Here is a 23,170-nt window from a genome sequence, read left to right on the forward strand (position 1 = left end):
TGGTTGAGCAGGCGAGCGCCAGCGAGCCGTGTCGAAACCCGGTGACCGGGGTTGCGGCCCTGGGTTGCTCGCGGGGTTTCGACACGCTCAGGCCCTCAGCGGGCCTTCGCTGCTCAACCGGCGGAAAGGGCGCCGGCGGCTCTGCTGGTTGAGCAGGCGAGCGCCAGCGAGCCGTGTCGAAACCCGGTGACCGGGGTTGCGGCCCTGGGTTGCTCGCGGGGTTTCGACACGCTCAGGCCCTCAGCGGGCCTTCGCGGCTCCACCGGCGGAAAGGGGCGCCGGCGGCTCTGCTGGTTGAGCAGGCGAGCGCCAGCGAGCCGTGTCGAAACTCGGTGACCGGGGTTGCGGCCCTGGGTTGCTCGCGGGGTTTCGACACGCTCAGGCCCTCAGCGGGCCTTCGCTGCTCAACCGGCGGGGAGGGGCGCGAGCGAGGCTTGTCGAGACCCGGTGACCGGGGTTGCGGCCCTGGGTTGCTCGCGGGGTTTCGACACGCTCAGGCCCTCAGCGGGCTTCGCTGCTCAACCGGCGGGGAGGGGCGCGAGCGAGGCTTGTCGAGACCCGGTGACCGGGGTTGCGGCCCTGGGTTGCTCGCGGGGTTTCGACACGCTCAGGCCCTCAGCGGGCTTCGCTGCTCCAGCGGCGGGGGTTCGGCGGGGTGCGGGTCAGCGGCCGACGCGGTCGATGAGCGCGAGGGCGTCGTGCGGGGCGTGCCCCTTGGCGTCGTTGTCGAAGTAGACGAACACGTCGCCGTGCTCGGACCAGGCGCGGCACTTCTCCGCCCAGCGGTCGAGGGCCTCGGGGCCGTAGCCGCTGGCGTACAGCTCGGTGTCGCCGTGCAGCCGGACGTAGACGTGGTCGGCGGTGACCTGCTCGGGCATCGGGAAGCGCCGGGCGGTGTCGGCGACGACGCACGCGACGCCGTGGCGCCGCATGAGGTCGAAGGCCTCGTCGGTGCACCACGTCTCGCTGCGGAACTCCAGGGCGTGCCGCAACGGGCGCTCGGCGTCGGCGACGGTCAGCGCGCGGTCCTCGGGCACCTTGTCGTCGTGGCCCGCCGCGAGCGCGGCCGCCTCGGTGGTGGTGCGGGGGAGCCGGGAGAAGAAGTCGTCGACCAGCGCCGCGTCGAAGGCCAGCCGCTCGGGCAGCTGCCACAGGAGCGGGCCGAGCTTCGGCCCCAGCGCCAGGACGCCGGAGGCGAGGAAGTTGGCCAGCGCGGTGTCCACGTCGCGCAGCCGCTTGAGGTGGGTGATGTACCGGCCGCCCTTGACCGCGAAGACGAAGTCGTCCGGGGTCTGGTCCCGCCACGCGGCGTACGACGTGGGGCGCTGGAGGGAGTAGAAGGAGCCGTTGACCTCGATCGAGGTCATCCGCTCGGCGGCGTACGCGAGCTCGCGGCGCTGCACGAGCCCCGGCGGGTAGAAGTCGCCGCGCCAGCCGGCGTAGGTCCACCCGGAGATGCCGACCCGGATCCGTCCCATGCGGCTGCAGTGCCCGGACCCGGGGAGGACCACACGACGAGACGTGAGCGAGAAGACAGGTGAGGCTCACCTAACCCGCTGCTACAGTCGCGCCGTGGGCAAGAAGGACAAGAAGCGCGACGGCTCGAAGGCCGCAGCCTCCGCGAAGCCGCGCAAGCTGCCGAAGCGGGAGTGCTGCGTCTCCAAGACCAAGTGCGGCCGCTGCCCGCTGCGCATGCTCAAGGAGGGCACCCTCCCGGAGGGCTACACCGTGAAGAAGCGCAAGCTCGTCCGGGTCGACGGCGGCAAGGTCACCAAGAAGGGCCTCGGTAAGGTCGCCTGATGGTCGCCCCCCGTTTCGTCGAGCAGCTCAACGCCCAGATCGGTCACGAGCTGGCCGCCCACAACCAGTACCTCGCCGTCGCCGTCCACTACGACGCGCTGACGATGCCGCAGATGGCGGCGTTCTTCTACGCCCAGGCGCTCGAGGAGCGCGACCACGCGATGATGATGGTCCAGTACCTCCTCGACACCGACGTCGACGTCGTGATCCCGGGCGTCGAGGCTCCCGTGCCGTCCTTCGACGGGGTGGTCGCGCCGGTCGCGCTCGCCCTGGAGCAGGAGAAGCGCGTCACCGAGCAGATCGGTGCCCTGCTGCGCACGGCGCGCGAGGAGCACGACTTCGCCTCCGAGCAGTTCATGCAGTGGTTCATCAAGGAGCAGGTCGAGGAGGTCGCCACGATGAGCGACCTGCTCGCGGTGGTCAAGCGCAACGCCGACGACATCGACGACATCGAGGACTACGTCGCCCGCGAGCAGGGCGGCGAGGCCAGCGACCCGACCGCTCCGCGGATCGCCGGGGCCTGACCGGCTCCGACCCCGCGGGTGGTGGTCGTGGGGGTCCGCAGGGCCGGGGGGAACTACAGTTCGACCATGGAGACACGCGCCGTCGACGACGGTCGGCTGTTCGCCGGTGTCTTCGAGGCGTCACCGGACGCGATCGTCGTCACCGACGCCGGGGGCGTGGTGGTCGCCGCGAACTCCCGCTGCCAGGCGGTCTTCGGCATCGACGCCGACGCCCTCGTCGGGCGCCCCGTGGAGACGCTGGTGCCGGAGGCGGCCCGCGCCGCCCACCCGCAGCGGCGCGACCGCTTCTCCCGCACCCACGGCCAGCGGCCGATGGGCCTGCTGCAGCTGGCCGCGGTCCGCGCCGACGGCTCGGAGTTCCCGGCGGAGATCTCGCTGGCCCGCATCGACGTCCATGGCGAGACCTACGTCTGCGCCACGGTCCGCGACGTCACCGAGCGCAGGCGCCAGGAGCGCCAGTTCCGCGAGCTGATCGAGGCCGCGCCGGACCCGACGGTCATCGCCGACGGCAGCGGCGTGATCGTGATGAGCAACCGGCAGGTCGAGCGCGTCTTCGGCTACGAGCCGGGGGAGCTCCTCGGCAGCCCCGTGGAGCGGCTGGTCCCCGAGCGCTTCCGGGAGCGGCACGTCGGCCAGCGCTCGGGGTACGTCGGGGCGCCGGTCGTCCGCGGGATGGGCCAGGGCCGCGAGCTGTACGCCGTGCGCAAGGACGGCACGGAGTTCCCCGTGGAGGTGTCGCTGTCGCCGATCGAGACCGACGACGGGCTCCTGGTGGCGGCGGCCGTCCGCGACGTCACCGAGCGGCGGCGCATCCAGGAGACGGCCGACCGGATCCGTGAGGAGTTCCTCGCGACCGTCTCGCACGAGCTGCGCACCCCGCTGACCTCGATCGTGGGCTACACCGAGCTGCTCGGTGACCTCGGCGAGGAGGAGATGGGCCCGCAGGCGCGGCGGATGCTGCAGGTCATCGATCGCAACGCCCGGCGCGAGCTGCGGCTCGTCAACGACCTGCTGACCCTCGCCCGCCTGCAGGAGGAGGGCATGGAGGTGACCCTGGCGCCGGTGGACCTCGAGGAGGTCGTGCGCGCGGCCGTGGAGGACGCCCGGCTCGCCGCCCGCGGCCGCGGCGTGGACGTCGTCGTCGAGCCCGCGGCCGGCGAGGACCTCAACGTCCTCGGCGACGCCGAGCGCCTCGGCCAGGTGGTCGGGAACCTGCTCGGGAACGCCGTGAAGTTCACCCCGCCCGGTGGCCGCGTGGTCCTCGCGCTGGACGCCGGACCCGGCGGCGAGGTCGAGCTGCGGGTCACGGACACCGGTCCGGGCATGGGTCCCGAGGAGGTCGCGCAGGCCTTCGACCGGCTCTACCGCGCCCCGTCGGCCATCCGCGACCAGGTGCCGGGGGCCGGCCTCGGCCTGCCGATCGCCCGCGCGGTCGTGGAGGCGCACGGCGGCTCGATCCAGGTCGGCTCCGAGCCCGGCACCGGCACCACCGTCACCGTCCGGCTGCCCGCAGCGAGCCGCTGACCAGCTGGGCCGCTCGCTGGGCTCAGAAGAGCCGGTGGCTGGGGTCGTCGAGCCCGCGCAGCGCGTCGTAGTCGACGACCGCGCACGCGATGCCGCGGTCGACGGCGAGCACGCGGGCCTGCGGCTTGATCTCCTGCGCCGCGAAGATGCCGCGGACGGGGGAGAGCAGCGGGTCGCGGTTGAGCAGCTCGAGGTAGCGGGTGAGCTGCTCGACGCCGTCGATCTCGCCGCGCCGCTTGATCTCCACCGCCACACTGGCGCCGTCGGCGTCGCGGCACATCAGGTCGACGGGGCCGATGGCGGTCGGGAACTCGCGGCGCACCAGCGTGAGGCCCGGCTGCAGGGTGGCGGGGTGCTCGGCGAGCAGCTCCTGGAGGTGCTTCTCCACCCCGTCCTTCTGCAGGCCGGGGTCGACGCCCAGGTCGTGCACCGACTCGTGCAGCACCTCGTCGATGAGGATGCGCAGGGTGTCGTCGGACTTGGGGTTGGTGACCGTCCACTCGACCCGGCCGTCCTCGGCGGTCCCCTCCCGCAGCGCGCAGGGCGGGGACATCCAGTTCAGCGGCTTGTAGGAGCCGCCGTCGGAGTGCACGAGCACGGACCCGTCGGCCTTGATCATCAGCACGCGGGTGGCCATCGGGAGGTGGGCCGTGAGCCGCCCGGCGTAGTCGACCTGGCAGCGCGCAACGACGAGTCTCACGGGCGGCGAATCTACCCGGCCCTGCCGGGCGGCGTGCGCCGCGGTGTGTGACGAGCGCCTCGTCCGGTCTGCGTTCGGGGGGTTACCAGTGGGTAGGACACCTGTCATAGTCCCCGCATGACGAACGAGCAGATCGCCCGGACGCTGGTCCTCCCGTACCTCAACCACGCGGTCCGGATGTTCGAGTCCGGCTACGCCTCGGCCGCCGACATCGACGCCGGCATGCGCTTCGGCTGCGGCTACCCGCAGGGCCCGCTGGCCACGGTCGACGAGCTCGGCGCCGCCACCGTCCGCGACCAGCTCGCGGAGCGGTACGCCGAGACCGGCGACCCGCTGCACCAGCCCGCGGACCTCCTCGAGAAGCTCGCCGCCGAGGGCAGCACGCTGGCCGAGGCGGCCGGCGGCGACGAGCAGGCCGCGCCGCAGCTGCGCCACGACATCGCCACCGTCGGCGTCGTCGGCACCGGCACGATGGCCTCCGGCATCGCCCAGGTCTTCGCCGCGAAGGGCTACGACGTCGTCTACGTCGGCCGCTCGGAGGAGAAGGTCGCCGGCGTCCAGGCCGCGATCGCGAAGTCCCTGGACCGCCTGGTCGGCAAGGGCAAGCTCGAGGAGTCCGACCGGGACGCGATCCTGGGCCGGCTCACCGGCGCCACCTCGCGCGAGGCGCTGGCCACCGCCGACATCGTCGTCGAGGCCATCGCCGAGGAGCTGTCGGTCAAGACGGAGCTCTTCGGCGACCTCGACCGGATCTGCAAGCCCGGCGCGATCCTGGCGACCACGACGTCCAGCCTCCCGATCGCGGAGTGCGCGGCCGCCACCTCGCGGCCCGAGTCGGTCATCGGCATGCACTTCTTCAACCCCGCGCCGGTCATGAAGCTGGTCGAGGTCGTCACCACCGAGCAGACCGGTGCCGAGGTGGACGAGACCGTTCGGGCGCTGTGCGCGAAGGTCGGCAAGGTCGCGGTCTCCTGCGGTGACCGGGCCGGCTTCATCGTCAACTGCCTGCTGTTCCCCTACCTCAACGACGCGGTGAAGCTGCACGAGTCCGCCGGCACGCCGCTGGCCGAGATCGACACCGCGATCAAGGAGGAGGCCGGCTTCCCGATGGGCCCCTTCGAGCTGCTCGACGTCGTGGGCAACGACGTCTCGCTGGCCATCGAGAAGGAGCTGCACGCGGAGTTCGGGCACGACGGGTTCGCGCCGGCCCCGACGCTGGAGAAGCTCGTCGCCGAGGGGCGCCTCGGGCGCAAGACCGGCCAGGGGTTCCACGACTACGCGCGATGATCCCGGCGCGGCGGGAACTCTCGCGCGTGTGACGTCGTTCATATGGGGCACGTCGTGGGTACCGCTGCCGCATGGCAGTCGAAACGGGTCGGATCACCACCGACATCCCCGCGCGTCTGGACCGGCTCCCGTGGGCCCGGTGGCACTGGCTGGTCGTCATCGGCCTCGGGACGGTCTGGATCCTCGACGGGCTCGAGGTCACCATCGTCGGCTCGATGTCCGACGCCCTCAAGGACGGCGACACCGGCCTCGGGCTCAGCAACTTCGACGTCGGCCTGGCCGGGGCGGTCTACGTCGCGGGCGCGTGCATCGGAGCGCTGTTCTTCGGCCAGCTGACCGACCGCCTCGGCCGCAAGAAGCTCTTCCTGCTGACCCTGGCGGTCTACACCGTCGCGACGGTCGCCACCGCGTTCGCGCCGAACCCGCTGTGGTACTTCATCGCCCGGTTCTTCACCGGCACCGGCATCGGCGGTGAGTACGCCGCCATCAACTCCGCCATCGACGAGCTGATCCCGGCGGCGTACCGCGGGCGGGTCGACGTCGCGATCAACGGCTCGTTCTGGATCGGCGCCGCGGGCGGCTCGCTGCTCACGATCCCGCTCCTCGACCCGAACGTCATCGACGCCGAGTGGGGCTGGCGGCTGGCGTTCGGCCTCGGCGGCATCCTGGCCATCGGCATCCTCATCGTCCGCAAGAACGTGCCGGAGAGCCCGCGCTGGCTCTTCATCCACGGCCGGGAGGAGGAGGCCGAGGAGATCGTGCGCAGCATCGAGCGCACGGTCGAGGAGGAGTCCGGCAAGCGGCTGCACCCGGTCTCGGAGACGATCACCGTCCGCCAGCGCAAGGCCATCGGGCTCGGCCTGATCGCCCGGACGGTCTTCACGCTCTACCCCAGGCGGACCATCCTCTGCTTCTCGCTCTTCGTGGGCCAGGCGTTCCTCTACAACGCCTTCTTCTTCACCTACGGCGACACCCTGACCACGTTCCTCGACGTCGACCAGGTCGGGTGGTACCTCGCGATCTTCGCGGCCTCGAACTTCGTCGGCGCGCTCGCCCTGAGCCCGCTGTTCGACTCGATCGGGCGGGTCCAGATGATCACGTTCACCTACGTGCTGTCCGGCGTGCTGCTCGGCGTGACCGGCTTCTTCCTCGACAGCTTCACCGCCGCGACCCTGACCCTGATGGGCGCCATCATCTTCTTCTTCGCCTCCGCGGGCGCCAGCGCGGCGTACCTCACCGCGAGCGAGATCTTCCCGATGGAGACCCGCGCCCTGTGCATCGCCTTCTTCTACGCGATCGGCACGGCCGCGGGCGGCATCTCCGGGCCGCTGCTGTTCGGGTGGCTGATCGAGCGGGCCTCCGACAGCGGGGACATCACCAAGATCGCGATCGGCTACTTCATCGGCGCGGCGCTGATGATCGCCGGCGGCCTCGTCGAGGCGTTCCTCGGCGTCCGTGCCGAGGGCAAGTCGCTCGAGAGCATCGCCCAGCCGCTGACGGTCGAGGACGACGAGCCGGAGGCGGGCGGCCGCTCGGACGACCGGACCGCTCCCGCGCCCGCCTGAGGCACGACCGACCACCGGACGTCGTACGGAAGGAGACGCCATGCCCATGCCACCCCCGAAGCCCTCGACCGAGGGTCGACGCGACCGCCAGGTCTTCCACGAGATGGGCCAGATCCTGCGGGCCCTGGAGGCCAACGGCCCGCAGGTGCCCGAGCGGCTGGCGGAGCTGGTCGGCGCGGCGTACTGGGAGAGCGGCCGGTTCGACCGGGCGCTGGCGCTCGCGGTCGCCGACGGCCTGGTGCACACCGCCCCCGGCGGCACCGTCGCGGTGAACTGACCCCCACCCCGTTCCGGCGGCGGAACGGGGACGGAGGCGGGCCGGGGCCTGCGGGGGAGTCCGTAGGCTGGGGCCATGGAGCTGCTCGTCATCCTGGTCCTCCTCGCCGTCGTGCTCGTGGCCGTGGGTGCCTCGAGCAAGCGCAAGCAGGCCCGTGAGCTCGAGCGCCAGCAGGCCGAGCTGGAACCGGTCAAGAAGCTCGCCTTCGAGGACATCACCGCGCTCGGTGTCGAGCTGCAGTCCCTCGACGCCGACCTCGCCGGCCAGCCGCTGGACCCCGGGGCCAACGCCGACTACCAGCGGGCGCTGGACTCCTACGAGGCGGCCAAGACCGCCGGTGACCGGCTCGCCAGGCCCGAGGACATCAAGCACGTGACGGAGATCCTCGAGGACGGGCGCTACGCCATGGCGTGCGTGCGCGCCCGGGTCGCCGGCGAGCCGCTGCCCACCCGTCGGCCGCCGTGCTTCTTCGACCCGCGCCACGGCCTCTCCGTCGAGGACGTGCCCTACACCCCGCCGGGCGGCGCGCGCCGCGAGGTGCCGGCCTGCGCCCTCGACGCCGAGCGGGTCAAGGTCGGCGCGGCGCCCGACATCCGTCAGGTGATGGTCGGCTCGCAGCGGGTGCCGTACTGGCAGGGCGGCCGCGCCTACCAGCCCTACGCCGCCGGGTACTTCGGCGGCTTCGCGGCGATGGACTTCATGTTCATGGGCCTGATGTTCGGCGCGTTCGGCGGCTTCGACGCGCTCGGCGACCTCGGCGAGGGTCTCGGTGAGGGGCTGGGCGAGATCGGCGACGGCATGGGCGACATGTTCGACGGCTTCGACTTCTAGTCCTCGGCCGATGCGTCTCCTCGCCCTGGTGCTCGGCCTGCTCCTGCTCGTCGCGCCCGCTGCTGCCGCCGACGTCGAGCCGCTGCCGGTCGGCACGCACGCCGACTACCAGCTCGGCGGCGTCCGCCCGGTGCCGTCCACGGTCGGGATCGTGGTGCGGGACCGCCGCGCCGAGCCCGCCGGGCGGTACGACGTCTGCTACGTCAACGCCTTCCAGACCCAGCCCGACGAGCGGCGCTCCTGGCGCGGGCGGATGCACCTGGTCCTGCGCGACGAGGGCCGCCCCGTCCGCGACGAGGCCTGGGGCGAGTGGCTGCTCGACCTCCGCACGCCCGCCAAGCGGCGCGCGCTCGCGCGGATCGTGGGCCGGTGGGTCGACGGCTGCGCGGCGGCCGGCTACGAGGCCGTCGAGTACGACAACCTGGACTCCTTCACGCGCAGCCACGGCCTGCTGACCAGGCGGCAGGCGCTCGCCTACGCGCGGCTGGTCGTCGCCGAGGCGCACGAGGCGGGCCTGGCCGCGGGGCAGAAGAACCTCGCAGGCCTCGACGGCACGCGGCTGGGCTACGACTTCGCGGTGGCCGAGGAGTGCGGGCGCTACCGGGAGTGCGGCGCGTACGCCGCGGCGTACGGCCGTCGGGTCGTGGCGGTCGAGTACCGCCGCCAGGACTTCCGCCGGACCTGCCGGGGGTGGGGCCGGCGGCTGCAGGTCGTGCTCCGCGACCTCGACCTGACCCCGACCGGCGTGCGCCGGTTCTGCTGATCCTCCGGTCAGCCCTCCGCGGCCTGCCGGGCGCGGTAGGCCGCGACCGCGTTGCGGTTGCCGCAGGCGGTCGAGCAGAACCGCCGTGAACGGTTGCGCGAGAGGTCGAGGACCAGGCCACCGCAGTCGTCGTCCGCGCAGACGCCGAGCCGGGAGTGCTCGTCGGCCCGGATGACGTCGACCATCGCCATCGCGCTCTCGACAGCGATCCGCGTCGCCAGCGGGGCATCGGCGACGACGGCGTGCAGGTGCCAGTCGAACCGGTCGTGCCGCACCAGCTGCGGCAGCGCGCGGGCCTCGGAGAGCATCGCGTTGACCAGTCCGGCGGCGGTCTCGCGGTCGGCGGTGAGCAGCCGCCGCAGGTCGCCTCGCAGGGCGCGGACCTCGTCGAGCTCGACGCGGGTGCGGTCGTGGCGGCCGGTGAACTCGAAGCGGTCGTAGTAGGCGTCGAGATCGGCGACCGTCTCCAGCGTCTCGGGCGGCTCGGCGGTGTTCACCAGGGTCACGGCGGCGAGGAGCGACTGCTCGGTGTCATGGGCGAAGACCACATTGACAGATTACCAGCGCGTCTCTAGCGTCATGTGTCATGACCGCTGTGACCGATGACATCCCCGGCGTCGCGTCCGGGCCGCGCCTCGCCGGCGGGCTCGCCTTCGCCGTGGTGTCGGCGCTGAGCTTCGGGCTCTCCGGGGCCCTGGCCAGCGGCCTGCTGGCGGGCGGCTGGTCCGCCGGCGCGACGGTGCTGGTGCGCGTCGGGCTCGCGGCGGTCGTCGTGCTGCCGTTGGGGATCTGGGCGCTCGGCGGCCGGTGGGACGTGCTGCGCCGCAACGCCGGGACGGTCGTCCTCTACGGCCTGCTCGCCGTCGCCGGCGCGCAGTTCTGCTACTTCTCCGCCGTGCAGCACATGCAGGTCGGCCCGGCGCTGCTGATCGAGTACACCGCGCCCGCCGCGGTCGTGTGCTGGCTCTGGCTGCGGCACGGCCAGCGCCCGGGGCCGGTGACCCTCGTCGGCGCCGCGGTCGCCGCCCTCGGCCTGGTGCTCGTCCTCGACCTGCTCTCCGGCGCCGACCTGAGCCCGGTCGGCGTGGCCTGGTCGCTCGCGGCGATGGTCGGCGCGGCGTCGTACTTCCTGATCTCCGCCGACACCACCAGCGGCCTCCCGCCGCTGGCGCTGGCGGCCGGCGGGCTCGTCGTCGGCTCGCTCGCGCTGGCCCTGCTCGGCCTCGTCGGCCTACTGCCCATGCGCGCGAGCACGGCGGCGGTGTCGTACGCCGACCGCGAGGTCGCCTGGTGGGTGCCGCTGCTCGTCCTCGGACTGGTGACCGCGGCCGTGGCCTACTGCACCGGGATCGCGGCGGGGCGGCGGCTCGGGTCGCGCCTGGCGTCGTTCGTGGCGCTGCTCGAGGTGGTCGCGGGCGTGCTGTTCGCCTGGCTGCTGCTCGAGGAGCTGCCGCGGGCGGTGCAGCTGGTCGGTGGCCTGCTCGTGCTGGTGGGCGTCGTCGGGGTCAAGCTGGGGGAGCGGCAGACCGCGCGGGTGGAGCCGACTCCCGCGTGACGGCCAGGCCGAGCCAGTCGGCCAGGGACGCGAGCTCGGCCTCGACGGCGCGGGCCAGGTCGGCGCCGAAGGGCTCGTCCTCGTGCACCGCGTGGACGAGGAGCTCACCGGCCTCGGCGTCGGCGGTGGCGTCGACCTTGCCGACCAGCCGGTCGTCGGCCAGCACCGGCAGGGCCCAGTAGCCCCACCGGCGCTGCGCCGCCGGCTTGTACATCTCCAACTGGTAGTCGAAGCCGAACAGCTCGGTCATCCGCTTGCGGTCGAAGACCAGCCGGTCCAGCGGGCTGAGCAGCGCCACGCGGCCCGCGAGCGGCTCGTCGACCCGGTCCAGCTGCGCCGGGTCGACCCGCCACGTCCCGCGCAGGCCCTGGACGCGCACCAGCTCGCCGACGGCCCCGACGTCGTTCGGCTCACCGGGCGCGACCGCCGCCCGCGCGCGGGCGATGCCGAGGGCCGCGAGCCGCCGCTCGGCCCGGAGCCGCTGCGCCCGTGCGAGCGGCACGGCGGGCTCGTCGGGGTAGACCCGCTCGGCCAGGTCCCACAGCCGCTCGCGGCCCTCGCGTCCGTGCACGGCGACCTCGCCCCGCTCGACCAGCAGCACGAGCAGGCGCTCGACGTTCTTGCCGTTGTTCCAGCCGCTCGAGCGCCACGGGCGGACGCAGGTGTCCGGCAGCGCGCGGGCCGGGAGCGGGCCGTCGGTGCGCAGCAGCTCCAGCACGTCGCGGCGGCACCCGTCGTTGTCGGCCAGCCACTGCGCCCGCTCGGCGTCCCACCCCTGCGCGTCGGCGCCGGGCCACGCGGCCATCTCGGCGCGGTGGAGGGCGAGGTCCTCGGCCGGGCGGAGCATGCCGTGCAGCTCGACGAGCGCCTGCGCCTCGACCGCGCCGACCAGCTCCTCGGGGTCGTACGCCGCCCCGATCCTGCTCCACAGCACGAGGTCGGCGCTCGGGGCGACGGCCCGCGTCTGGTCGTGCTGGAGGAACCCGAGGTGCCGCACCACCGCCAGCACGTCGGTGGGCCGCGGCAGGTCGAGCAGCTGGGCCCGGACCGCGACCCGGCGCGCCTGCTCCGCGCTCAGGAGCACCTCGCCGCCGGCCATCGAACCGCCCTCCGCCGTCGTCCCGGCCGGGCCTAGCGGGCGTCCTGGCGGCGGACGACCACCTCGCGGGTCAGCATCAGGATGGCCGCGGCCGTCGGGATCGCGAGCAGTGCGCCGACGACGCCGAGCAGCGCCGCTCCGACGAGCGCCGCGATGACGGTGACCGCGCCGGGAACGTCGACCGAGCGGGACATCACCCGCGGGTAGATGACGTAGTTCTCCAGCTGCTGGTAGATCAGGTAGAAGATCGCGCAGGCGATGCCGATCCTGGGCTCGGTGGCGAAGCCGATCGCCGTCACCAGGACCGCGCCGATGGTCGCCCCGATCATCGGGATGACGTCGAGCAGCGCGACCACGAACGCCAGCGCCACGGCGTACTCGCCGAGGCCGACGATGAAGAGGAACACCAGCGAGGTCACGCCCGCGCACAGCGCGACGATGAACGCGCCGGAGACGTAGCCGCCGACGCCCTCGATGACGCGGTCGCCCAGCCGGGTCACCCGGTCGCGGCGCGAGGCGGGGGCCAGGCGGTAGAGCGCGCCCTTGGTGGTCTGCAGCGAGGAGAGGAAGTAGAGGGTGAGCACCGTGACGACGAAGGTGTTCGCCAGCGCCGAGAGCACGGCCAGGCCGACCCCGAGGACGCCGCCGAAGATGCCGCTGGCGTAGTCACCGGCGGCGACGTACTCCCGGACCTTCTCGATGACGCCGTACTTCTCGTCGAGCTGCTGGACCCGCTCGTTCTCCTGGAGGCTGTCGAGCCAGCCGGGGGCGTTCTTGGTGAGCGAGGCGACCTGGTCGCTGATCACCGGCACGATCGCGACGACGAAGAGCGTCAGTGCGGCGAGGACGCCGATGATCACCACGAGCACGGCCCACGACCGGCGCAGGCCGGCGCGGCTCTCGAAGAACCGGACCGCGGGGTCCAGCCCGGCGGCGAGGAACATCGAGACCACGACGAGGACGAGCGTCGGCCCGATGGAGACGACGAGGTCCCCGAGCCACCAGGCGATGAAGACGCCGAGACCGCCGAAGAACCCGACGACGAACGGCGACCTCCGCAGCGGAGCGCCGAGCTCGCCGAGGTAGCCCTCCTCGTGCGCGTGCTCGCGGGCGGGCTCCTCGGGGTCGTCGACCCGCAGGGCGGCGCGGTCGTCCGGTTCGTCGTGCTCCCGGGCGTCCGGCCCCTGCGGGCCGGAGGTCACGACTGGTCCTCGGCGAACCCGGCGACCACGTCGCGCAGCGAGGCGAGCTGGGCCACGATCGCGTCGCGCCGCTTGGTGAGCCGGTCCAGCTCGGCGCGGACCGCCGCGGCCTCGCGCTCGGCCTCGGCCTGGCCGGTCGAGGTGATCGACTCGGCCTGCGTGCGCGCGGAGGCCACGATCTGCTCGGCCTCCCGACGGGCGCGGGCCAGGAGCGCCTCGGACTCCGACTGGGCGGTCGCGCGGTGCTCGGTGGCCTGCTTCGTCGCGGCGCGGGCGCGCTCCTCGGCGGCCGACGCGCGAGCCTCGGCCTCCTCGACGAGGCGGCGGGTCTCGGCGGTCGCGCTGTTGTGGTGGTCGGTGGCCTCGCGGGCGAGGCGCTCCTTCTCGACCGCCAGCGCGCGGCGGGCCTCCTGGACCTCGCGGTCCGCGGCGGCGCGCGCCTGCTCGACCTCGCGCTGCGCCGACGTGCGCATCTCGGTGGTCTCCTGCTGGGCCGCGAGCCGCAGCTGGTCGGCCTCGCGGCGCGCGGAGGCCAGCATGTCCTCGGCCTCGCCGCGCGCGAGCGAGCGCTCCTGCTCGGCGTCGGCCACCGAGCGGGTCCGCATCTCGTCGAGCTCCTTGAGCTGGACCAGCCGCATGTCCTCGGCCTCGCGCGCCGCGTCGGCGCGGATCGCCTGGGCGTCGCGGTTGGCCTGCTCGAGGATCTCGGCGGCGTCCCGGCTGGCGATGGCGCGGATCTCGTCGGCCTCCTCCTCGGCCAGCCGCAGCATCGCCGAGGCGCGGCCGCCGAGCCCGGCGTACGACGGCTGCTCGTACTCGCGCAGCTCCTCGCGCGCGGCGGCGAGCTGCTGCTCGAGGTCGCCGGTGCGCCGCTCGGCCTCGGCTACCCGGGAGGTGAGGGCCGCGTGGTCGGCGAGCAGCCCGCGGAAGCGCTGGTCGACGCTCTCGCGGTCGTAGCCGCCGCGGCGCACGACGGGGAAGTCCGGCGCGGCTGCGGGCGGCGGGACCGCCGGCCGGCCGGCCGCGGGCCGCTGCTGGGTGCGCTGGGCGGCCGCCTCGACGGGCTGGGCGCGTGGCGCGGGCTGGGCCGGCTGGGCGGGGCGCTGCACGGGCGGGGTCGTGAAGGACTCCGTGGGCGCGTCCGCGCCGCGGGGGACCGCGGGCATCGCCTGGGTCGCCTCGACGTCCGGCGTCTCGACGTCGGCCGGCTCCCCGTCGGGGTCGTTGTTGAAGATGGACAGACCCTGGTCGCTCATGAGCTACATCCTCTGGTCGATCGCGGTGGGTGACGGCCGAAGACCCCATCTTCCACGATCGACCTGAGAGTCCGCATCCAGGCTCGGGCGCGTCGCGGGGGCTCGTCCGGAGCGCTCCCGGGGCAGCCCCGCCACGACGCACGACGCCCCGCCGACCGGGTGGTCGGCGGGGCGTCGGGTGCTGCTGCGCGGGCTGCTGCGGGGTCCGGTCAGACGCCGCGGAAGCGGTTGATCGCGGTCTCGTGCTTCGCGCGCATCTCGGGGTCGCGGACGCCGAGGCCCTCCTCGGGGGCCAGGCAGAGCACGCCGACCTTGCCCTGGTGCTTGTTGTGGTGCACGTCGAGGGCGGCCTGGCCGACCTCGTCGAGGGTGTAGGTCTTGGACACGGTCGGGTGGATCTTGCCCTGGGCGATGAGGCGGTTGGCCTCGTAGGCCTCGCGGTAGTTGGCGAAGTGGCTGGACACGATCCGCTTGAGGTTCATCCACAGGTAGCGGTTGTCGTACTCGTGCAGGTAGCCGGTGGTCGAGGCGCAGGTGGTGATGGTGCCGCCCTTGCGGGTGACGTAGACGCTGGCGCCGAAGGTCTCGCGTCCGGGGTGCTCGAAGACGATGTCGATGTCCTCGCCGCCGGTGAGCTCGCGGATCCGCTTGCCCAGGCGCTGCCACTCCTTGGGGTTCTGCTCGGTGCCCTCGTCGTTCCAGAACTTCCAGTTCTCCTCGGAGCGGTTGATGACCATCTCCGCGCCCATGGAGCGCACGATCTTCGCCTTCTCCTCGTTGGAGACCACGCAGATCGGGTTGGCGCCGCCGTTGAGGGCGTACTGGGTCGCGAAGCCGCCGAGGCCGCCGGAGGCGCCCCAGATGAGCACGTTGTCGCCCTGCTTCATCTGCCCGGCGTTCTTGGAGACCAGCTGGCGGTACGCCGTGGCGTTGACCAGGCCCGGGGAGGCGGCCTCCTCCCAGGTGAGGTGGGCGGGCTTGTCCAGCAGCTGGTTGGACTTGACCAGCGCGATGTGGGCCAGGCCGCCGAAGTTGGTCTCGAAGCCCCAGATGCGCTGCTGCGGGTCCATCATCGTGTCGTCGTGGCCGGCGGGGTCCTCCAGCTCGACCGAGAGGCAGTGGGCCACGACCTCGGCGCCGGGCTTCCACTTGGTCACGCCGGGGCCGGTGGCGAGCACGACGCCGGCCAGGTCGGAGCCGACGACGTGGTAGGGCAGGTCGTGGCGCTTGGTGAGCTCGGAGAGCCGGCCGTAGCGCTCGAGGAACCCGAAGGTGGAGACCGGCTCGAAGATCGAGGTCCACACGGTGTTGTAGTTGATGGCGCTGGCCATCACCGCGACGAGGGCCTCGCCGGGGCCGAGCTCGGGGAGGGCCACCTCCTCGACGTGCAGCGACTTTCGGGGATCCTTGTCGCGCGAGGCGAGGCCCTCGAACATGTCGACCTCGTCCTTGTGCACCGTCGCGGCGCGGTAGGACTCGGGCAGCGGCAGGTTCGCGAAGTCCTCGCTGGCGGTGTCGCCGGCCAGGATGGCGTCCAGGATGTTCTGCACGGGTGCGGTCTCCTCAGGGAAGGCGGGCTGCGGGGCGGGTGCGGCGAAGATACCGATCGGTAACCTCGGCGCCTAGGGGGGAGTGAGGGACGTCTCAGCCGCCGAGGCGCTGCCGGCCGGGCGCCTGGGCGGGCGTCTGGGTCAGTGAGCGGCGTCGGCGGCCGGCTCGACCAGCTCGACGAGCACGCCGCCGGCGTCCTTGGGGTGGATGAAGTTGATCCGCGAGTCCGAGGTGCCGCGGCGGGGCGCGTCGTACAGCAGGCGGACGCCGCGCTCGCGCAGGATCGCGCTGACCGCCTCGACATCGGTGACGCGGTACGCCATCTGCTGGACGCCCGGGCCGGAGCGCTCGAGGAACTTCGCGATCGTCGAGCTGTCGTCGAGCGGGGCCAGCAGCTGGATGTGGGAGCCGGAGTCGCCGACGGCGATCATCGCCTCGCGCACGCCCTGCTCCTCGTTGGTCTCCTGGTGGGCCAGGCGCATGCCGAAGGTGCCCTCGTAGAACGCGATCGCCTCGTCGAGGTCGCGGACGGCGATGCCGACGTGGTCGATGGCGGTGAACAGGTGCTCGGGGATCTCGAGCGGGGTGCTGGAGTCGGTCATGCGGTCATGGTCGCGGAGGCCACCAGGGCCCGCGACCCCTTGTGACGAGTGCCTCACGAGGCCCCGTCCGAGACGGTCTTCCGGGCGTTCCTACGCGTGGGTAGTGTCCGCCGGAACGGGCGCCGCCGAGCGGTGCCACCGTCCCCATGCTGGAGGAGCACCATGTCCGGAACCGTCATCGTCGCCGGAGCGCGCACCCCGATCGGTCGCCTGTCCGGCGGCTTCAAGAGCCTCTCGGCCCCCGACCTCGGCGGCCACGCGATCAAGGGCGCCCTCGAGAAGGCCGGGGTCACCGGCGAGCAGGTCGAGTACGTCATCATGGGCCAGGTCATCCAGGCCGGCGCCGGCCAGAACCCCGCTCGGATGGCGGCCGTCAACGGCGGCATCCCGATGAGCGTCCCGTCGATCACCATCAACAAGGTCTGCCTGTCCGGGCTCAACGCCATCGCCATGGCCGACCAGCTGATCCGCGCCGGCGAGGCCGACATCATCGTGGCCGGCGGCATGGAGTCGATGACCAACGCGCCGCACTTCCTGCCGAAGTCGCGCGAGGGCATCAAGTTCGGCGACGTGAAGCTCGTGGACTCGATGGCCTACGACGCGCTGTTCGACCAGTTCACCTCGCAGGCGATGGGCCTGCTCACCGAGGAGTGCAACGCCGCGAGCGCCAACCTCACCCGCGAGGAGCAGGACGAGTTCGCCGCGAAGTCGCACCAGAAGGCGGCCGTCGCCTGGAAGAACGGCGTCTTCGACGCCGAGGTCGTCCCGGTCTCCATCCCGCAGCGCAAGGGCGACCCGGTCGTCGTCTCGGTCGACGAGGGCGTTCGCGGCGAGACCACGGCGGAGTCGCTGGGAAAGCTGCGCGCGGCGTTCTCCAAGACCGGCACGATCACCGCCGGCTCCTCCTCGCAGATCTCCGACGGCGCCGCCGCGGTGGTCGTGATGAGCAAGGCCAAGGCCGAGGAGCTCGGCCTGGAGTGGCTGGCCGAGATCGGTGCGCACGGCCAGGTCGCCGGCCCGGACTCGACGCTGCAGCTCCAGCCGGCCGCCGCGACCGCGAAGGCCTGCGAGAAGGAGGGCATCGACCCCGCCTCCCTCGACCTGGTCGAGTTCAACGAGGCCTTCGCCGCCGTCGGCATCTCCTCGGCGCGCGAGCTGGGCCTGGACGACGCCAAGGTCAACGTCAACGGCGGCGCGATCGCGCTCGGCCACCCGGTCGGCATGTCCGGCACCCGCGTCGTGCTGCACCTGGCGCTGGAGCTCCAGCGCCGCGGCGGCGGCACCGGCGCGGCGGCGCTCTGCGGCGGTGGCGGTCAGGGCGACGCGCTGATCGTGCGAGTCCCGAAGAAGTAGTGCCTCCCCGCACGGAGGCGGACGTCCCGGGCCTCGTCGAGCGCGCACGCGCCGGCGAGGCCCGGGCCGTCGCCCGGCTGATCTCGCTCGTCGAGGACGAGTCCCCGCGCCTGCGGGAGGTCACCGCGGCGCTCGCCCCGCACACCGGCCGCGCGCAGGTCCTCGGCCTGACCGGCGCCCCCGGCGTCGGCAAGTCGACGACCACCAACGCGCTGGTCCGCGAGCTGCGATCGCTCGGCAAGCGGGTCGGGGTCCTGGCGGTCGACCCGTCCTCGCCGTTCTCCGGCGGGGCGCTGCTCGGCGACCGGATCCGGATGCAGGACCACGCCGGCGACAAGGACGTCTACATCCGTTCGATGGCCTCCCGCGGCCACCTCGGCGGGCTGGCCTGGTCGACGCCGCAGGCGGTGCGGGTCCTCGACGCCGCGGGCTGCGACGTCGTGGTCGTCGAGACCGTCGGCGTGGGGCAGAGCGAGGTCGAGATCGCCGGCCTCGCCGACACCACGCTGGTGCTCCTCGCGCCGGGCATGGGCGACGGCATCCAGGCCGCCAAGGCCGGCATCCTCGAGGTCGGTGACGTGTACGTCGTCAACAAGGCCGACCGCGACGGCGCCGACCAGGTCCGCCGCGACCTGCGGTCGATGATCGCGCTCGCGGACCGCCCCGACGACGGCTGGAAGCCGCCGATCGTGAAGACGGTCGCCCAGGCCGGTGAGGGTCTCGCCGAGCTCGCCGCGGAGATCGAGCGCCACCACGCCTGGCTGCGGGAGACCGGCGAGCTGCAGCGGCGGCGCACCCGCCGAGCCCGCGCCGAGGTCGAGGCGATCGCCCTCGCCGCGCTGCGGCGTACCTGGGGGGACGTGGGGGGCCACGCCGGCCTCGACGAGCTCGCCGCGGCCGTGGCGGCGGGGGAGTCCGACCCCTGGGCCGCCGCCGACCGCCTGCTGGAGCAGGTGCGCGGCTAGCTGTCCTCGGAGACCGCGCCGTTCGCGTCGAGGAACGCCGCGAGGCGAGCGTCGGTGAGGTCGGCGCGCGCGTCGGCACCGACCGGGTCGAGCGCGTCGGCCGCGGCGCTGCAGGCGGCTCCGACCAGCACGCCCGCGGCGAGGGTCAGCAGGGAGTCGATCAGTCGGGTCACGACGGTCATCCTCGGCCGGCACGCGGTGCGCCCGCGGGGAGTTCACCGGGTCGTGACGTGCAGGTCTGGACCGGCGCGCCTCCGGCGGCCGGGCGCCGTGCTCCGGGATGATCGGGTCGAGCCATGTCATGACTCCGGTTGTCTTAGGTGGGACGCGTATGCAGAAGCTGGTGCTGGTCCTGGTGGTCGTCTTCCTCGGCTTCTGGATGTTCACCGACCCCAGCGGCCTCGCAGACGCCGGCGGCTCGGTCGGTGGTCAGCTGCTCAGCTGGACCGGCGACCTCTTCGACGCCGTGATCCGCTTCGTCGACGAGCTCTGAGCCGGCGGTGCACCAGCCCCGCCCGCTCGGCGGGCCCGACATCGGTCGCCACCTCCTGCGCGAGGAGGGCGAGGTCATCGTCGACGAGGTGCGCCACCACTGGGCGGCGTACACCGTCCCGATGCTCGAGGCGCTGCTCGCGGTCGCCGTGCTGGCCTTCGTGCCGGTCATCCACATCGACCTGGCCGGCCTCGCGCTGATCCTCGCGCTCGGCCTCTCGCTGCACGCCGGGTGGGGCGCGCTGCGTGAGCACCGCGACCGCTTCGTGATCACCAACATGCGGGTCTTCCGCGTCCACGGCGTGCTCTCCACCAAGCTGGCCACGATGCCGCTGCACCGCATCCTCGACATCACCGTGGTGCGCCCGCTGCACGGCCGGCTGCTGGGGTTCGGGCACTTCTGCTTCGAGTCCGCGGCCCAGGACCAGGGCCTGCGCGACATCCGGTACGTCGGCCGGCCGGTGCAGCGCGACCTGGCCATCCAGCGGGTGGTCCAGCGCTCCGGGTTGCGCGGTCCGCGGGTCGGCTGACCCCGCATCTGCTGGGATGGGTCCCGTGGACCTAGCGACCGCGCTCCGCCGGCTGCCCGAGAACCCCCGCGTCGTCGTGAGCGGCAACCACGCGACCCCCTGGCACACGCTGCGCCTGCTCGACGCGGGCCTGCCGGCATACCGGCTGTGGGCGCTCAACGGACAGGCGGGCCTGCCCGACCGCGACGGGGTGACGCTCGAGACGTCCTTCGTGGGGCCGGGGCAGCGCCGCAGCCCGCGGCTGAGCTACGTGCCCTCGCGGCTCTCCCTGGTGCCGACCCTCTTCGCCGGCGTCATGCCGCCGGACGCGGTCCTCCTGCACACCACGCCGCCGCGGGGCGGGAAGGTCTCCCTCGGCACCGAGGTCAACGTGCTGCCCGCGGCGGTCGAGGCCGTCCGCGCCCGGGGCGGCGTGGTGATCGCCCAGGTCAACCGCCACCTTCCGTGGACCTTCGGCGACGCCGAGCTCGACACCTCGCTCGTCGACGTCCTCCTCGAGGCCGACGAGCCGCTCGTGCACGCGGGCGTGCCGGCCGTCGACGAGGACTCCGCCCGCATCGGAGCGCTGGTGGCGCAGCGGGTCGGCGACGGCGCGACGCTGCAGGCCGGCATCGGCGCGGTACCGGACGCGACGATGCGCGGGCTGGTCGGCCGCCGGGGTCTGCGGATCTGGACCGAGATGTTCTCCGACTCGGTGCTGGCCCTCGAGCGGGCCGGCGCCCTCGACACCACGGTGCCGATCACCGCGTCGTTCCTCTTCGGCTCCGAGGAGCTCCTCGACTGGGTCGACGGCAACGAGCGGATCGCGATGGCGCGCACCGAGACCACCAACGACCCCGGGCGGATCGCCCGCAACCCTGCGATGGTCAGCGTCAACACCGCGCTGCAGGTCGACCTGTTCGGGCAGGCCAACGCCTCGCGGATCCGCGCCCGCATCCACTCCGGCTTCGGCGGGCAGACCGACTTCATCGTCGGTGCCCTGCACAGCCCCGGTGGACAGGCCGTCATCGCGCTGCGCTCGTGGCACCCCAAGGCCGACGTCTCGACGATCGTGCCGCTGGTCGACGAGCCGGTGACCTCCTTCCAGATGAGCGCGGTCGTCACCGAGCAGGGCGTCGCGGAGGTCTTCGGGCACGACCAGCGCGAGCAGGCGCGCCGGCTGATAGAGCACGCCGCGCACCCGAGCGTCCGCGAGGAGCTGCGCGAGGAGGCGGTCGAGCTCGGTCTGGCGGCTCCTCTCTAGGATTGGGCGCATGACGCAGCAGCCGTTCTCGCGCCCGGGCGCCATCGACCTCTCGGCGTTGAAGCGACCCGCCCCGTCCGCACCGTCGAGCCCCCCGCCGTCGCCCGGTGGCGCGGCCCCCGCGGGAGCGGCCGGCGGGTCGTCGTACGCCACGAGCGTGACGGAGCAGAACTTCCAGACCGTCATCGAGGCCTCGATGACCGCGCCGGTGCTCCTCGTCTTCTACTCCCGCACGCGGATGCCCGAGAGCGGGCAGCTCGCCGACGACCTCGCGACGGTCTCCGGTGAGTTCGAGGGCCGCTTCCTCGCCGGGCTCGTCGACATCGACGCCGCGCCGCAGATCGCGCAGGCGATGCAGATCCCGTCGATCCCGCTCGTCGTCGCCGTGCTCGACGGCCGGCCCGCGCCGCTGCTCCAGGACGCCGTCCCGATCGAGGAGCTGCGCGCCGCGCTCACCCAGGTGTTGCAGCAGCTCACCGCCCAGGGGATGACCGGCCGGCACCAGCCGATGCACGCCGCCGGTGCCGCCGCCGACGACGCCGAGGAGCCGCCGGTCGACCCGCGGTACGCCGCCGCGCAGGACGCGCTCGGCGAGGGCGACATCGACCGCGCAGTAGCGGAGTACCAGAAGCTCGTCGACGCCAACCCCGCCGACGCCGAGGCCGCCGCCGGCCTCGCGATGGCGAAGGTGCTCCAGCGCACCCAGGGCGTCGACCTCAACGCGGCCCGCGCCGCGGCCGCCGCGAACCCCGACGACGTCGAGGCGCAGACCCTCGTCGCCGACCTCGACATGCTGGGCGGCCACGTCGACGACGCGTTCCGCCGGCTGGTCGACCTGGTCCGCCGCTCCGCCGGCGACGAGCGCAACGCCGCCCGCGAGCACCTCCTCGGGCTCTTCGCCGCCGTCGGCAACGACGACCCCCGCGTCATCCGCGGGCGCCAGGCGCTCGCCTCCGCGCTGTTCTGAGGCTCCGCCAGGTCGGTGCTGTCCCCGCCCGGGCGACGGCTCGGTGGCGGGATGGTCCGCCACACCTGCGCCCTGGATCGCCTCGCCGAAGGCGTGCGGTTCGGACTGTCGCCCGAACGCTCGCGGGGTCGGTCAGTCGCGGAGTGCGGCGAGCACCGCGGCGACGGCGGGGGACTGGGTCATGCTCCGGCGGTGCAGGGCGGCGACGTCGCGGGTGGGGACGGGCTCGGCGGCGGGGACGGCCACGAGGTCGGGCCCGAGCGGCTGACGGCCCAGGCGGGGGACCAGGGCGATGCCGAGGCGGGCGCGGACGAGGGCCAGGTGGGAGTCGAACTCCATCGACTGGTGCGCGATCCGCGGCAGCCGGCCGGTTCCGTCGTACATCCGGTGCAGCCACTGGCGGCAGATCGTGCCCTCCGGGGTCGCGACCCAGTCCTCGTCGACCAGGTCGCGCGGGGTCACGACCTCCCGACCGGCCAGTGCGTGGTCGCGGTGCACGACCACGTCGGCGACGTCGGTGGCGACCGACGTGGCCACGAGGTGCTCGGGCACCGCGAGGGGTACGTCGCCCCACCGGTGGACCAGCCCGATGTCGGCCTGTCCCGATGCCACGAGGTCGACGGTGTCCCACGGCTCGCACTCGTGCAGCGTGACCACGAGGTCGGGGTGCTCGTCGATGAGCAACCGCAGCCGTGGGGCGACGAGGCCCCGCACGGCGGTCGAGAACGCGGTCATCCGCAGCCGCCCGGCGACGGCGCCGGCCTCGTGGTGCAGCCCGGCCTCGAGCTCCTCGAGGTCGGCCAGGACGCGGCCGCCCGCCTCGACGAGGTGCCGGCCGTGCCGGGAGAGCACCACGCCGCGGCCGACGCGCTCGAGCAGCGGCACGCCGGTCTGCCGCTCGAGCCGCTTGACCTGCTGGGACACCGCGCTCGGCGTGAACCCGAGCGCCTCGGCCGCGGCGACGACCGAGCCGTGGGCGGCGACGGCCCGGAGCGACGAGAGCGCGGCGAGGTCGATCATGAAGCGAGGTTACGGGGTTCGGCGTAGGAAGCATCGCTGGTGCTTCACGGTCGAGCAGTCGAGG

25 protein-coding genes are annotated in these 23,170 nt (G+C 73.3%); 15 read left to right on the forward strand and 10 right to left on the reverse strand.

Features of this window, described 5'->3' with window-relative positions; translation table 11 throughout:
• Positions 1-662: 662 nt before the first annotated feature.
• Positions 663-1,478: a DUF72 domain-containing protein gene (locus QWY28_RS15270; protein ID WP_300953418.1), complete on the reverse strand. Its 816-nt coding sequence runs from the start codon at positions 1,476-1,478 to the stop codon at positions 663-665.
• A 94-nt stretch (positions 1,479-1,572) separates the two neighbouring features.
• On the opposite strand from QWY28_RS15270, the gene QWY28_RS15275 reads away from it, so the two are divergent.
• The 3 genes from QWY28_RS15275 to QWY28_RS15285 all read left to right on the forward strand — a co-directional run bounded on the left by QWY28_RS15275 (position 1,573) and on the right by QWY28_RS15285 (position 3,848).
• Entirely contained in the window at positions 1,573-1,800 is a 228-nt protein-coding gene (locus QWY28_RS15275; protein ID WP_300953419.1) for a hypothetical protein, read from the forward strand.
• Positions 1,800-2,324: a ferritin gene (locus QWY28_RS15280; protein ID WP_300953420.1), complete on the forward strand. Its 525-nt coding sequence runs from the start codon at positions 1,800-1,802 to the stop codon at positions 2,322-2,324. The genes QWY28_RS15275 and QWY28_RS15280 overlap by 1 nt, the downstream gene beginning before the upstream one ends.
• A 66-nt stretch (positions 2,325-2,390) precedes the next feature.
• Entirely contained in the window at positions 2,391-3,848 is a 1,458-nt protein-coding gene (locus QWY28_RS15285) for a PAS domain-containing sensor histidine kinase (protein ID WP_300953421.1), read from the forward strand.
• 22 nt (positions 3,849-3,870) lie between these two features.
• Here the strand turns inward: QWY28_RS15285 and nucS are convergent, their stop codons facing one another.
• Positions 3,871-4,548 (reverse strand): endonuclease NucS, encoded by a 678-nt coding sequence (gene nucS, locus QWY28_RS15290; protein ID WP_300953422.1) that lies wholly within the window; start codon positions 4,546-4,548, stop codon positions 3,871-3,873.
• A 117-nt stretch (positions 4,549-4,665) separates the two neighbouring features.
• On the opposite strand from nucS, the gene QWY28_RS15295 reads away from it, so the two are divergent.
• From QWY28_RS15295 to QWY28_RS15315, 5 genes are all read left to right on the forward strand, one after another.
• Positions 4,666-5,835 carry a 3-hydroxyacyl-CoA dehydrogenase family protein gene (locus QWY28_RS15295; protein ID WP_300953423.1) on the forward strand — a complete coding sequence of 390 codons (1,170 nt, stop codon included), beginning with the start codon at positions 4,666-4,668 and terminating at the stop codon, positions 5,833-5,835.
• Positions 5,836-5,906: 71 nt separating this feature from the next.
• A complete protein-coding gene (locus QWY28_RS15300) occupies positions 5,907-7,400 on the forward strand; it encodes an MFS transporter (RefSeq protein ID WP_300953424.1) in 1,494 nt (497 codons plus the stop codon).
• A 40-nt stretch (positions 7,401-7,440) separates the two neighbouring features.
• Positions 7,441-7,677, forward strand: coding sequence for a hypothetical protein (locus QWY28_RS15305; RefSeq protein ID WP_300953425.1), 237 nt, complete (start codon positions 7,441-7,443; stop codon positions 7,675-7,677).
• A 75-nt stretch (positions 7,678-7,752) separates the two neighbouring features.
• Positions 7,753-8,508: a hypothetical protein gene (locus QWY28_RS15310; RefSeq protein WP_300953426.1), complete on the forward strand. Its 756-nt coding sequence runs from the start codon at positions 7,753-7,755 to the stop codon at positions 8,506-8,508.
• Positions 8,509-8,518: 10 nt separating this feature from the next.
• Entirely contained in the window at positions 8,519-9,271 is a 753-nt protein-coding gene (locus QWY28_RS15315; RefSeq protein ID WP_300953427.1) for an endo alpha-1,4 polygalactosaminidase, read from the forward strand.
• A gap of 8 nt (positions 9,272-9,279) precedes the next feature.
• On the opposite strand, the gene QWY28_RS15320 is transcribed toward QWY28_RS15315, so the two are convergent.
• Positions 9,280-9,819 (reverse strand): CGNR zinc finger domain-containing protein, encoded by a 540-nt coding sequence (locus QWY28_RS15320; protein WP_300953428.1) that lies wholly within the window; start codon positions 9,817-9,819, stop codon positions 9,280-9,282.
• Positions 9,820-9,857: 38 nt separating this feature from the next.
• Between QWY28_RS15320 and QWY28_RS15325 the strand changes: the two genes are divergently transcribed.
• Positions 9,858-10,826 carry an EamA family transporter gene (locus tag QWY28_RS15325; RefSeq protein WP_300953429.1) on the forward strand — a complete coding sequence of 323 codons (969 nt, stop codon included), beginning with the start codon at positions 9,858-9,860 and terminating at the stop codon, positions 10,824-10,826.
• Here QWY28_RS15325 and QWY28_RS15330 read toward each other — a convergent pair.
• From QWY28_RS15330 to mce, 5 genes are all read right to left on the reverse strand, one after another.
• Positions 10,777-11,925, reverse strand: coding sequence for a DNA glycosylase AlkZ-like family protein (locus tag QWY28_RS15330; RefSeq protein WP_300953430.1), 1,149 nt, complete (start codon positions 11,923-11,925; stop codon positions 10,777-10,779). The genes QWY28_RS15325 and QWY28_RS15330 overlap by 50 nt on opposite strands.
• A 32-nt stretch (positions 11,926-11,957) precedes the next feature.
• Positions 11,958-13,127: an AI-2E family transporter gene (locus QWY28_RS15335; protein ID WP_300953431.1), complete on the reverse strand. Its 1,170-nt coding sequence runs from the start codon at positions 13,125-13,127 to the stop codon at positions 11,958-11,960.
• Complete coding sequence (locus tag QWY28_RS15340) at positions 13,124-14,383, reverse strand: hypothetical protein (protein WP_300953432.1); 1,260 nt, start codon at positions 14,381-14,383, stop codon at positions 13,124-13,126. The genes QWY28_RS15335 and QWY28_RS15340 overlap by 4 nt, the downstream gene beginning before the upstream one ends.
• A gap of 209 nt (positions 14,384-14,592) precedes the next feature.
• Positions 14,593-15,933, reverse strand: coding sequence for a crotonyl-CoA carboxylase/reductase (ccrA, locus tag QWY28_RS15345; RefSeq protein ID WP_300953433.1), 1,341 nt, complete (start codon positions 15,931-15,933; stop codon positions 14,593-14,595).
• A 141-nt stretch (positions 15,934-16,074) separates the two neighbouring features.
• Entirely contained in the window at positions 16,075-16,536 is a 462-nt protein-coding gene (gene mce / locus QWY28_RS15350) for a methylmalonyl-CoA epimerase (RefSeq protein ID WP_300953434.1), read from the reverse strand.
• A gap of 162 nt (positions 16,537-16,698) precedes the next feature.
• Between mce and QWY28_RS15355 the strand changes: the two genes are divergently transcribed.
• Together QWY28_RS15355 and meaB are read left to right on the forward strand one after the other, a co-directional pair.
• On the forward strand, positions 16,699-17,889 hold the full coding sequence (locus QWY28_RS15355; RefSeq protein WP_300953435.1) for an acetyl-CoA C-acetyltransferase: 1,191 nt from the start codon (positions 16,699-16,701) through the stop codon (positions 17,887-17,889).
• Positions 17,889-18,854 (forward strand): methylmalonyl Co-A mutase-associated GTPase MeaB, encoded by a 966-nt coding sequence (meaB, locus tag QWY28_RS15360; protein WP_300953436.1) that lies wholly within the window; start codon positions 17,889-17,891, stop codon positions 18,852-18,854. The genes QWY28_RS15355 and meaB overlap by 1 nt, the downstream gene beginning before the upstream one ends.
• Here meaB and QWY28_RS15365 read toward each other — a convergent pair.
• Positions 18,851-19,027 carry a hypothetical protein gene (locus QWY28_RS15365; protein ID WP_300953437.1) on the reverse strand — a complete coding sequence of 59 codons (177 nt, stop codon included), beginning with the start codon at positions 19,025-19,027 and terminating at the stop codon, positions 18,851-18,853. The two genes, meaB and QWY28_RS15365, sit on opposite strands and share 4 nt — an antisense overlap.
• Before the next feature lie 158 nt (positions 19,028-19,185).
• Between QWY28_RS15365 and QWY28_RS15370 the strand changes: the two genes are divergently transcribed.
• The 4 genes from QWY28_RS15370 to QWY28_RS15385 are packed head-to-tail and all read left to right on the forward strand — an operon-like array spanning position 19,186 to position 22,086.
• Positions 19,186-19,347: a hypothetical protein gene (locus QWY28_RS15370; RefSeq protein WP_300953438.1), complete on the forward strand. Its 162-nt coding sequence runs from the start codon at positions 19,186-19,188 to the stop codon at positions 19,345-19,347.
• Between the two features lie 7 nt (positions 19,348-19,354).
• Positions 19,355-19,876: a PH domain-containing protein gene (locus tag QWY28_RS15375; RefSeq protein ID WP_300953439.1), complete on the forward strand. Its 522-nt coding sequence runs from the start codon at positions 19,355-19,357 to the stop codon at positions 19,874-19,876.
• A gap of 16 nt (positions 19,877-19,892) precedes the next feature.
• Complete coding sequence (locus tag QWY28_RS15380; RefSeq protein WP_439117259.1) at positions 19,893-21,119, forward strand: acetyl-CoA hydrolase/transferase family protein; 1,227 nt, start codon at positions 19,893-19,895, stop codon at positions 21,117-21,119.
• Between the two features lie 10 nt (positions 21,120-21,129).
• On the forward strand, positions 21,130-22,086 hold the full coding sequence (locus QWY28_RS15385) for a co-chaperone YbbN (protein WP_300953441.1): 957 nt from the start codon (positions 21,130-21,132) through the stop codon (positions 22,084-22,086).
• Positions 22,087-22,218: 132 nt separating this feature from the next.
• Here the strand turns inward: QWY28_RS15385 and QWY28_RS15390 are convergent, their stop codons facing one another.
• Positions 22,219-23,106, reverse strand: coding sequence for a LysR family transcriptional regulator (locus tag QWY28_RS15390; protein ID WP_300953442.1), 888 nt, complete (start codon positions 23,104-23,106; stop codon positions 22,219-22,221).
• Positions 23,107-23,170: the final 64 nt, after the last annotated feature.

Origin of the sequence: Nocardioides oceani (genome assembly GCF_030412965.1) — a bacterium.
GTDB lineage: Bacteria > Actinomycetota > Actinomycetes > Propionibacteriales > Nocardioidaceae > Nocardioides > Nocardioides oceani.

Coding starts and splice junctions, on each gene's coding strand:
- QWY28_RS15270 (WP_300953418.1), bottom strand. CDS start 1,478: ATGGGACGGATCCGGGTCGGCATCTCCGGGTGGACCTACGCCGGCTGG.
- QWY28_RS15280 (WP_300953420.1), top strand. CDS start 1,800: ATGGTCGCCCCCCGTTTCGTCGAGCAGCTCAACGCCCAGATCGGTCAC.
- QWY28_RS15285 (WP_300953421.1), top strand. CDS start 2,391: ATGGAGACACGCGCCGTCGACGACGGTCGGCTGTTCGCCGGTGTCTTC.
- QWY28_RS15295 (WP_300953423.1), top strand. CDS start 4,666: ATGACGAACGAGCAGATCGCCCGGACGCTGGTCCTCCCGTACCTCAAC.
- QWY28_RS15300 (WP_300953424.1), top strand. CDS start 5,907: ATGGCAGTCGAAACGGGTCGGATCACCACCGACATCCCCGCGCGTCTG.
- QWY28_RS15305 (WP_300953425.1), top strand. CDS start 7,441: ATGCCCATGCCACCCCCGAAGCCCTCGACCGAGGGTCGACGCGACCGC.
- QWY28_RS15310 (WP_300953426.1), top strand. CDS start 7,753: ATGGAGCTGCTCGTCATCCTGGTCCTCCTCGCCGTCGTGCTCGTGGCC.
- QWY28_RS15315 (WP_300953427.1), top strand. CDS start 8,519: ATGCGTCTCCTCGCCCTGGTGCTCGGCCTGCTCCTGCTCGTCGCGCCC.
- QWY28_RS15325 (WP_300953429.1), top strand. CDS start 9,858: ATGACCGCTGTGACCGATGACATCCCCGGCGTCGCGTCCGGGCCGCGC.
- QWY28_RS15330 (WP_300953430.1), bottom strand. CDS start 11,925: ATGGCCGGCGGCGAGGTGCTCCTGAGCGCGGAGCAGGCGCGCCGGGTC.
- QWY28_RS15340 (WP_300953432.1), bottom strand. CDS start 14,383: ATGAGCGACCAGGGTCTGTCCATCTTCAACAACGACCCCGACGGGGAG.
- mce (WP_300953434.1), bottom strand. CDS start 16,536: ATGACCGACTCCAGCACCCCGCTCGAGATCCCCGAGCACCTGTTCACC.
- QWY28_RS15355 (WP_300953435.1), top strand. CDS start 16,699: ATGTCCGGAACCGTCATCGTCGCCGGAGCGCGCACCCCGATCGGTCGC.
- QWY28_RS15370 (WP_300953438.1), top strand. CDS start 19,186: ATGCAGAAGCTGGTGCTGGTCCTGGTGGTCGTCTTCCTCGGCTTCTGG.
- QWY28_RS15380 (WP_439117259.1), top strand. CDS start 19,893: ATGGGTCCCGTGGACCTAGCGACCGCGCTCCGCCGGCTGCCCGAGAAC.
- QWY28_RS15385 (WP_300953441.1), top strand. CDS start 21,130: ATGACGCAGCAGCCGTTCTCGCGCCCGGGCGCCATCGACCTCTCGGCG.
- QWY28_RS15390 (WP_300953442.1), bottom strand. CDS start 23,106: ATGATCGACCTCGCCGCGCTCTCGTCGCTCCGGGCCGTCGCCGCCCAC.